Origin of the sequence: Asaia bogorensis NBRC 16594 (assembly GCF_001547995.1) — a bacterium.
GTDB classification, from domain to species: Bacteria; Pseudomonadota; Alphaproteobacteria; order Acetobacterales; family Acetobacteraceae; genus Asaia; species Asaia bogorensis.
Genome location: NZ_AP014690.1, coordinates 3,057,984 through 3,067,500, shown reverse-complemented (window position 1 = coordinate 3,067,500; position 9,517 = coordinate 3,057,984). Strand labels below are relative to the sequence as shown.

Sequence of the window (9,517 nt, the reverse complement as noted above, 5' to 3'; positions counted from 1 at the left end):
GTCGCCGAAAGTCCAAGGGTTCCTGCGCAAGGTTAATCCACGCAGGGTGAGCCGGCCCCTAAGGCGAGGGCGAAAGCCGTAGTCGATGGGAACCAGTTGAATATTACTGGGCCTGCCAGAAGTGACGAATGCGATATGTTGTCTGGTCTTATTGGATTGACCAGGCTTTTGGAGCATTCCAGGAAATAGCTCTGGCGTATAGACCGTACCCGAAACCGACACAGGTGGACTGGTAGAGAATACCAAGGCGCTTGAGAGAACGATGCTGAAGGAACTAGGCAAATTGCTCGTGTAACTTCGGGATAAGCGAGACCCGTCCGTGGGCAACCATAGGCGGGTGGCACAGACCAGGGGGTAGCGACTGTTTAGTAAAAACACAGGGCTGTGCGAAGTCGAGAGACGACGTATACGGCCTGACGCCTGCCCGGTGCCGGAAGGTTAAGAGGAGATGTGCAAGCATTGAATTGAAGCCCCGGTAAACGGCGGCCGTAACTATAACGGTCCTAAGGTAGCGAAATTCCTTGTCGGGTAAGTTCCGACCTGCACGAATGGCGTAACGACTTCCCCACTGTCTCCAGCATCGACTCAGCGAAATTGAATTCCCCGTGAAGATGCGGGGTACCCGCGGTCAGACGGAAAGACCCTATGAACCTTTACTGCAGCTTTGCAGTGGCATCAGAGACATCCTGTGTAGGATAGGTGGGAGGCTACGAACCCGGGACGCCAGTACCGGTGGAGCCGTCCTTGAAATACCACCCTGAATTTTTCTGATGTCTAACCGAGACCAGTCTAGCCTGGTCCGGGACCCTGCATGGTGGGCAGTTTGACTGGGGCGGTCGCCTCCCAAAGTGTAACGGAGGCGCGCGATGGTGGGCTCAGGTCGGTCGGAAACCGACTGTCGAGTGCAATGGCATAAGCCCGCCTGACTGTGAGAGTGACAGCTCGAACAGAGACGAAAGTCGGCCATAGTGATCCGGTGGTCCCACGTGGACGGGCCATCGCTCAACGGATAAAAGGTACTCTAGGGATAACAGGCTGATCTCCCCCAAGAGTCCACATCGACGGGGAGGTTTGGCACCTCGATGTCGGCTCATCACATCCTGGGGCTGGAGCAGGTCCCAAGGGTTCGGCTGTTCGCCGATTAAAGTGGTACGTGAGCTGGGTTTAGAACGTCGTGAGACAGTTCGGTCCCTATCTGCCGTGGGTGTATGAGACTTGAGAGGATTTGTCCCTAGTACGAGAGGACCGGGATGAACATACCTCTGGTGTACCGGTTGTCGCGCCAGCGGCACAGCCGGGTAGCTAAGTATGGACGGGATAACCGCTGAAAGCATCTAAGCGGGAAACCCACCTCAAAACTAGGTCTCACAGGGCCGTGAAAGACCATCACGTCAATAGGCCGGGTGTGGAAGCGTGGTAACACGTGAAGCTAACCGGTCCTAATCGCCCATATCGCTCACACAACGCTCTCCAAAAGAGAGCATACACATGCATAGCAATCATCCACGCAATCACACTCATCATACACAAACACCAACCTCCACACCGACACACAGTTGTCGGGTGGATCAGAAGACCTGGTGGCTATGGCGGGAGACTTCCACCCGATCCCATCCCGAACTCGGCCGTGAAACGCCCCAGCGCCTATGATACTGCATCTCAAGATGCGGAAAAGTCGGTCGCCGCCAGGTCCCCTGATCCACCCCACAAAACACACCACCACCCCCGCGGGGTGGAGCAGCCCGGTAGCTCGTCAGGCTCATAACCTGAAGGCCGCAGGTTCAAATCCTGCCCCCGCAACCAAAATACCCACACAATACACAATCCAGGCACAGCGCAGCTCTCGCCCAGAAGAATACGCGTCTATACGCGCGCGCGTAGGGCTCGCTCAGATCGCAGCCCAGATAACCCCTGGATCCTGCGTCGAAAACATCCCCTGCCTCACACCAGGCACAAACACCGCCATCAGCGCAACCCACGCACAGAATAATCACATCCTCGGCAGGAATGGCCTCTGGTCGTTATGAATTCTCAAGGCGTAGCGGCCTCATGAAGGAGGATCGTTCTTGCTTGTAGACATCAGAGGGCTCTACGGCAGACCCTCTCCCGAGCAAGGGCTGTATGAACCATTTGCGGAACATATGCGAAATCCGAGATAAGTCCCTCTAGCATTCATAGACTCCAGCTGGAGCCCCTTATCTGTGCCTGATTTGAGAGATTATCAGGTTAGGCCTCAGAAGCCGCCATAGAGATAGAACGGAATCAGGGCGAAGATAAACCAGGCGATGAGAAAGACCAGTGGCGCCTGATGGGCGAACATGCGACCGCGGCGCGCACGGTGATTCATCGCGCGAGCATCCTCGTCGCTCCGGGCGAGAGTGAACTCTGAAAGGTTGGGGCATTGCTTATGCAGGTGTTGCTCCTTTTCGTTCCATTTGCTGATTGCTGCATAGCCAGCGCGAATACCCGGCAAAGCCATCAAGGTCAGCATGAACCCCAAAAGCGAAAGAAGCGGTGGGATAAGGATCGCCATGCGATCGCCCCATCGCGTCGTTGAACCTGTCATGGCTGTGGCATAGGCGATGACCAGAAAGGCTTGCGAACTCAGAAGCGCCTGCAGGCGGCCATTGACCGTCTCCGTCTCGAACCGGATTTCGGAGCGGTAATAGGCGAGCAGTTCATTGTCCGTCGGTTTGCCATGGGCAATGACCTCTTCGGCCTCTGGCGGTGGAAAAGCTGGAATGACCATGATGCGTCCTCTCCCTGAGTTATGCTTGACAGGACGCGTTCTTCTTATCGTTTGGCCCGGAAGGCGACCGCGCTGAGCGCATGATCGCCGGGCCTGCCGCGTGAAGGATCAAAGCGCACGAGGCGCTTATCGGTTCGTCTTGTTGTTGATCGCTCGGATATGTTGCCATGAGCTTGCTTGTCGGGAGGCAAGCGCTGGGAGGTATAGATATCGGTTCAGGCATAATGCTGGACCGTGCGCGCTTCAGATAGGAAGGAGGCGAGCTGATAACACCCGACGTCTTCATCTGGATGTCTCCACACGGTGCGGGCAGTGAACAGGCTCTAACGTCAGCCAACATGGCGGCCTGCAAATGGCAGCATTAGTGCTCGGAGCGCTGCCGCTTCGTGAGAGACCAGCGTGTCACGACGGCGAAAGGCCCCCGCTCACTCAGCGAGAGATGATTTCGCGTCCTGCGCCATAGATATGATAGAGTGAGCTTGCCGGCATGTAGTCGACCAGTGCGCCACTCCGCGCGTCGATATGGTCGACCCAGCCTCCGCCAAGCTGCGAGGGGGCAAAAATACGCAGGAAGGCAGCAGCATATGGCCCTGCGTCGTCGGTCTTGGGTGTCAGTCCCGGAGTGTAGAGCAGTCTCAACAGCTCGGTCTGCGCCCAGATCCGCGCCGAGTGCTCCTGGACCACATGCCTGTCGCTCATGCTGTCCAACACGACGCGGCGTTGATGATCACAGCCATGCGTAAAGCCAGCCTCGAAAAGTGAAGCGGCTGTCTGTTCGCGCCACTCAGCCCCGTTTTCAGCGTCAATTGCCAGACGACCGAAATCGCGCAACAGCCAGGACCATTCAAACAGATGCCCTGCCTGTACCTGATTGGCACCATACGGGGCGAGGGGTGACCAGTCCGGGGCGAAGAATTCTAGGAGCAGCCCCGACCGTGTGTCGATCAGATGGGTGCGGGCCAGGTCGACAAGGCTTCGTGCCTTGTCGAGGTAGAACGAATCGCCCGTTGCCTCGAAGACGACCAGATAGGCCTCAAGCAGATGCATGTGTGGGTTTTGGCTGCGTCGTGTCCCGTCATCAGGTATCGCGTCGAGATAGCCACCGTTGTCTGCCGAAAAGATCAGATCGATTTCATCAGCGATGCAGCGCGCCAAAGCCCGGTCTTTTGGGCGGTTTGCGTAACGTATGGCCCAGCCGCAGGCGAAAAGGATGAAGGCATGGGCGTAGAGATCGCGTTTCGTGCTGGCAGGGCGATTATCCGGGTCGATCGAGAATACCCAACCCGGCTGGGCATCGGTGCGGTGATAGAGCCTTTCGACCCGGTCCAGGCAATCGAGCGCCTGATCCCCCGCGGCATACACGCCATCCAGAGCAGCGCGGCAATAGGTCGCAATCTGCCGCGCCTGGACCATGAGTCTTGATGCATCGAGCCGGATGGGGCGCGCCTGCCAGTCAAGACGTTCGTGATACAGTACGCGTGACGGATCGAACCCGGCCTCGCTCCACAGGGGGAGGGCTTGCCCGACAAGCCAGTCGCGCCACTGATCCCGAATGGCGGGGGCCGTTTCTTGCTTGGCGTGGGTCATGTCACTCAGGTTTCAAACTCACTGGTTCCGGGCTCGTCGTCGTTGAAGGACCAGCCTTCATCTTGCGAACGATCGATGTTGTCGAACGCCCTGATACCAGATCGGCCAGAACGACGCGACCGCCCCAGGATTTCACCTCTTCGCCGCCCACAACCTGATCTTCAGTGTAATCAGCACCCTTGACCACAATATCCGGCCTGAGGGCGCAGATCGTCTCAAGGGGCGTGTCCTCGTCAAAGATGACGACCAGATCGACATCGCGCAGCGCACCCATGACGGTTGCGCGGGCCCGCTCGTCCTGCAATGGGCGCTCTGCTCCCTTGAGACGACGTACCGAGGCGTCACTGTTCAGCGCGACGATCAGCTTGTCGCCCTCCCTGGCCGCAGCATGAATCAGCGCGATATGCCCGGGGTGGAGCAGATCGAAACAGCCATTGGTAAAGACCACGCGCGCACCATGCCGACGCCAGGCTTCGATAATTCCCTGGGCCTGGGGCAAAGTGGCAATAACACCATCACGGTCGATCTTGGATTTGAGGGCGGCGCTGAGTTCCGCGCGTGAAACGGTCGCAGTGCCCAGCTTGCCCACCACGATTGCCGCCGCATTGGTGGCAATGACCATGGCCGTGCGCAGATCGGCCCCGGCCGACATCATAGCTGCTACCGTAGCCACAACCGTGTCGCCGGCCCCCGAGACATCGAATACCTCGGATTGCGGGACATGGGCATGCGTCATGCGGCCGTTGCGCTCAAGAAGGGTCATGCCCTCCTCCGAGCGTGTTACAAGAACATCGCCGCCGAACTGCTCCTGTGCGGCAAGGGCTGCAAAATGGATTTCGGTGTCGCTGTTGACCGGTAGCCCTGTGGCTGCTGCCAACTCCTTGCGATTGGGCGTGATAAGCTGCGCGCCTTTATAGACCGAAAGATCCCGGCGCTTGGGGTCGACCACAACAGGGATGCCGCGCTGATTGGCTGCCTGAATGATGGCCTGAAGCACCTCGTTGCTCAGCACGCCTTTGGCGTAGTCGGAGCAGATCACAACATCCGCCTGGTCCATGGCAGCGAGTGATGCGGCGATCAGACGCTCCTGAACCGGCGGAGGAACGAGCACCGAGGGTTCTTCATCGATCCGCACGATCTGCTGGCGGCCGCTCAGCACACGTGTCTTGGTGATGGTGACCCAGTCGGGATCCTCAACCAGATGGCCCAGATCGATGCCGGGTTCGCGCCCCACGGCCCGATGGAATTCCCTTGCCGAACCATCCTGTCCCACCAGCCCGACGAGCGTGACCGCACAGCCAAGCGCTGCGGCATTCATGGCCACGTTGGCAGCCCCTCCCGGCACGCTGCTGTGTTTGGCGCGCAGCAGCACCGGCACCGGTGCCTCGGGTGAGATACGATCGACCGAGCCGTGGATATAGCAGTCGAGCAGCAGGTCTCCGATGATCAGGACGCGCCCGAATATGAAGTCGCTAATCATCTGTAATCCTCGATAAAACCCGCCTCATGGCGCCACAGCATAGTCAATCTGTCGTCCTGCCAAAGGCGCGGGAGAATGACAATCCTGCTTCCCGTTCTGGAAGTGTCGGTCCCACACCTTCGGGTGATGGCGCCTTGTCGCGGGTAAAGATGCAAGAGAGATGGAATCATTTCATTTCTGCGCTATCGTGCCGCCATGACCCTGAATATTGCCCTGCCTGTGGTTTGTTGATGCGCAAAGCTCTCCTCCTTCTCGTTTTGGCCGGGTTTGGCATTGACAGGGCCTATGCCTTGCCGGCGTTCCTGGAAAAATTCCTGCCACACCCGCCGCCGCAGCCCAGCCATCCGGCTATTCCCGCTGTGCCCCCTGCCAGCGCGGTGAAGATTCCGGCCCAGGCGGCGGTACCGGACGGAACGCCTGCCTTGCCCCCCGTGCTGGTACAGTCGGGGCCACTCTCGTTTGCGCCGCTGGTGCAGCGTGTCATTCCGGCAGTCGTCAACATTGCCATCACACAGATAAGCTCGGAAGGCGGGGGCAAGGTGCCCGCCCAGATCAAGGGCACACCGCTCGAAAAGCGGTATCGCGAGAAAATGCAGCGCCATCAGGAGGAGATTCTTGGCGCTGGTTCAGGGTTTATCATTGATCCGTCCGGTATCATCGTGACGAATGATCACGTGGTCGGTGATGCCGATAACGTGACTGTCTCGCTTTCCAACGGGCAGGAACTGCCTGCCAAGCTCGTGGGGGTTGATGCCCTCACCGATATCGCAGTCATCAAGGTCGAATCACCCAAGCCTCTGCCCTATGTGACCTGGGGAGACAGCCACAAGGTGAATGTGGGTGACTGGATCCTGGTTGCGGGCAACCCGTTCGGGTTCGGCTCGTCTGTGAGTGCCGGTATCGTCTCGGCGCGCGGGCGTGATCTGGGGGCAGGTTCCCTCGATGATTTCCTTCAGCTCGATGCGCCGATCAATCCGGGAAATTCCGGTGGCCCTGCTTTCAATATGAGAGGCCAGGTCGTCGCCGTTAATGCGGCCATGGTTTCGCCTGCCGGGGGATCGGTCGGGATCGGCTTTGGTATTCCCTCGGAAATCGTGGCCCCTATCGTGGAAGAGATACGCCGCACAGGCCATGTCGATCATGGCTGGCTGGGTGTCACACTCGATGACGGTGACGGTTCGGTCGTGCTCGTGGATGTCGATCGCAATGGTCCGGCGCAGAAGGGCGGCCTGATGAAGGGCGATAAGATTACCGCCATCAATAACGCTCCAGTCGAAAACGGTCGTGCATTGCTGCGTATCGTCGCCGCAGGAAAGCCGGGAAATGCCGTGACTTTCACGGTAATACGCAAGGGCAAGACCGTGACAGTGACACTTCCAATCGGGAAACGCCCGGCAGATGCCGATGAATGAGCGGACATTGCGTTCTTCGCCCTTTCTTCTGGCGCGTAACTGAAAGATAATAAGGTCACTGCAAAGTGAGGGGCGGGCGATCCTGCCCGTCACGGCCCCCGCCAAAGCCAAGGACTGATCATGCGTATTCTGCTTGTCGAGGATGATCCTACCGTCAGGAGCTTCATCGTGAAGGGACTGAAGGAAACCGGGCATCTCGTCGAGGAGGCCGATAACGGCAAGGACGGTCTCTTTCTGGCGGTCAGTGAGAATTTCGATATCGTTATTCTCGACCGGATGCTGCCCGGAGGCATTGACGGTCTGCGTATCCTGGAAACGCTTCGTGCCCAGAATAACGCAACGCCCGTGCTGCTTCTCTCGGCACTCGCCGATGTGGATGAGCGCGTTGCCGGCCTGAAGGCTGGTGGTGACGACTACATGACCAAGCCGTTCGCCTTTTCTGAGCTTCTGGCTCGCGTCGAGGCCCTGGCCCGTCGCGGAAGTGCCGAACAGGCACCGCAGACCAAACTTGTTGTGGCCGATCTGGAAATGGATCTTCTTTCGCGCACCGTTAAGCGCGGTGAAGAGAAGATCGATCTGCAGCCGCGTGAATTCCGTCTGCTCGAATTCCTGATGCGTCATGCCGGTCAGGTCGTAACACGCACCATGCTGCTCGAGCGCGTGTGGGACTATCACTTCGACCCGCAGACGAACGTGATCGACGTGCATGTGTCACGCCTGCGCCAGAAAGTTGACAAGCCTTTTGAAACCGCGCTGATCCATACGATCCGCAATGCAGGTTACATCCTGCGCGCCAATTAAGCAGGATGATATAGCTCCATGAGGTTCAGCCTGTCGCGCTTTCCCCTGCTTCGCGTCTGGTGGAAGCGCGCCTGGCGGTTTCGTTCAGCCGGGCTGGGCTTCTCATTGGGCTATGGGCTGGTTTTTGCCCTTTCCGCCACACTCTTCCTGACCTTTCTGTGGTGGCACACCATCGGCGCGCTCGAGCGCGAGGTGGGACAGGCAGTCGATGCCGACGCGCATGGTCTGGCAGAACGCTGGATGCAGGGGGGTCTTTCCAGCCTGCAACGGGCCATTCAGGACAGGCTCGATCAGGATGTCGAGGATCAGGATCTCTATCTGCTGATCACACCGGGTGGCCAGAGGCTGGCTGGCAACATGCCCTCATGGCCCGAAGCGGTACAACGGGCCGACCGCTTTTATACGCTCAAGATCAGTCGGGCCGGCAACACGACTTCAGCCGCCATGCATGCCTATGTCCTGCCGGGTGGCCTGCAATTGCTGGTGGGGCGCGATATCAGGGGGCGGGATATCCTCCGCCGGGTGCTGACAGAAACCTTCCTGTGGTCATGGCTCATGGTGACTGCGCTTGCCATTGGTGGTGCCTGGGTTGTGCGCGGTATCTTCAGCCGCATCCTGAGCTCCATAGCCCGTACCACCACGGCGCTCGCCAATGGTGACATGCGTCAGCGCATGCCTCTGGTGGGTAACGATGTCGATCTCGTTGCCCATTCCATCAATCGTATGCTCGACCGCATTTCCAAGCTCATGGAAGGCGTGAAGCAGGTTTCCAACTCCATCGCTCATGATCTGCGCACGCCGATCACGCGTGCACGTAATCGTCTGGAAGATGCTGCCCTTCATGCGCGCTCGACCGAAGAGATGCACGACGCCATCTATCGCGCCGTGGCTGATCTGGATCATGTCACGGCGGTCTTTGATGCGCTGATGCGCATTGCCCAGATCGAGGCTGGTGCACGCCGCGCGGCTTTCGAGACGACCGATCTCATCAGGCCGCTGCAGGATATTGCCGAGCTCTATGAGGCGACAGCCGAGGATGCCGGGCTGCAGATTGCGTGCGATCTGCCGCCGCGCCTGCTCTTTCATGGTGACGCCCGCCTGATCCAGCAGGCCGTGGCCAATATGATCGACAATGCCATAAAGTTTTCGCCTGCCGAAACGACGGTCACGCTACGGGCCAGCGTCTCCGGTAATCTGGTCCGTATCAGCGTGACTGATGAAGGCCCGGGCATGTCTGCAGAAGATCTGCTGCGCGCCTCCGAGCGGTTTTTCCGTGCCGATCAGGCGCGCAATACACCGGGTGCCGGTCTGGGTCTGTCGCTGGTGCAGGCTGTCGCGCAGCTACACGGCGGCGCATTGGCGCTCGAGCCCCTGCAGCGGGGGCTTCGTGTCGTGCTCAGCCTGCCAGTAGAGGAAAACGGGCTGGGCTGAAAGGCCGACAGAGCGGGCGTTGTGGGCTGTTTTGACACGCCGGGTCCAAAAACTGAC

6 protein-coding genes, 1 tRNA gene and 2 rRNA genes (1 of these 9 running past the window's edge) are annotated in these 9,517 nt (G+C 58.9%); 6 read left to right on the top strand and 3 right to left on the bottom strand.

All coding sequences use genetic code 11. From position 1 onward, the window contains the following. The 3 genes from Asbog_RS13455 to Asbog_RS13445 all read left to right on the top strand — a co-directional run. Positions 1 to 1,463, top strand: a 23S ribosomal RNA gene (locus tag Asbog_RS13455) (it extends 1,278 nt beyond the left edge of the window). Positions 1,464 to 1,576: 113 nt separating this feature from the next. Beyond that, positions 1,577 to 1,691 (top strand): 5S ribosomal RNA (rrf, locus tag Asbog_RS13450). Between the two features lie 35 nt (positions 1,692 to 1,726). Then, positions 1,727 to 1,803: transfer RNA gene (locus Asbog_RS13445), tRNA-Met, on the top strand. A 430-nt stretch (positions 1,804 to 2,233) separates the two neighbouring features. On the opposite strand, the gene Asbog_RS13440 is transcribed toward Asbog_RS13445, so the two are convergent. From Asbog_RS13440 to rfaE1, 3 genes are all read right to left on the bottom strand, one after another. Beyond that, a complete protein-coding gene (locus tag Asbog_RS13440) occupies positions 2,234 to 2,749 on the bottom strand; it encodes a hypothetical protein (RefSeq protein ID WP_023979952.1) in 516 nt (171 codons plus the stop codon). 429 nt (positions 2,750 to 3,178) lie between these two features. After that, positions 3,179 to 4,336 (bottom strand): AGE family epimerase/isomerase, encoded by a 1,158-nt coding sequence (locus tag Asbog_RS13435; protein ID WP_062165507.1) that lies wholly within the window; start codon positions 4,334 to 4,336, stop codon positions 3,179 to 3,181. A 1-nt stretch (position 4,337) separates the two neighbouring features. Continuing rightward, complete coding sequence (gene rfaE1, locus Asbog_RS13430; RefSeq protein ID WP_062165506.1) at positions 4,338 to 5,816, bottom strand: D-glycero-beta-D-manno-heptose-7-phosphate kinase; 1,479 nt, start codon at positions 5,814 to 5,816, stop codon at positions 4,338 to 4,340. 230 nt (positions 5,817 to 6,046) lie between these two features. On the opposite strand from rfaE1, the gene Asbog_RS13425 reads away from it, so the two are divergent. From Asbog_RS13425 to Asbog_RS13415, 3 genes are all read left to right on the top strand, one after another. Then, a complete protein-coding gene (locus Asbog_RS13425; protein WP_023979949.1) occupies positions 6,047 to 7,228 on the top strand; it encodes a S1C family serine protease in 1,182 nt (393 codons plus the stop codon). 120 nt (positions 7,229 to 7,348) lie between these two features. Further along, entirely contained in the window at positions 7,349 to 8,029 is a 681-nt protein-coding gene (locus Asbog_RS13420) for a winged helix-turn-helix domain-containing protein (RefSeq protein WP_023979948.1), read from the top strand. A gap of 18 nt (positions 8,030 to 8,047) precedes the next feature. Then, positions 8,048 to 9,460 carry a HAMP domain-containing sensor histidine kinase gene (locus Asbog_RS13415; protein ID WP_062165505.1) on the top strand — a complete coding sequence of 471 codons (1,413 nt, stop codon included), beginning with the start codon at positions 8,048 to 8,050 and terminating at the stop codon, positions 9,458 to 9,460. Positions 9,461 to 9,517 lie beyond the last annotated feature (57 nt).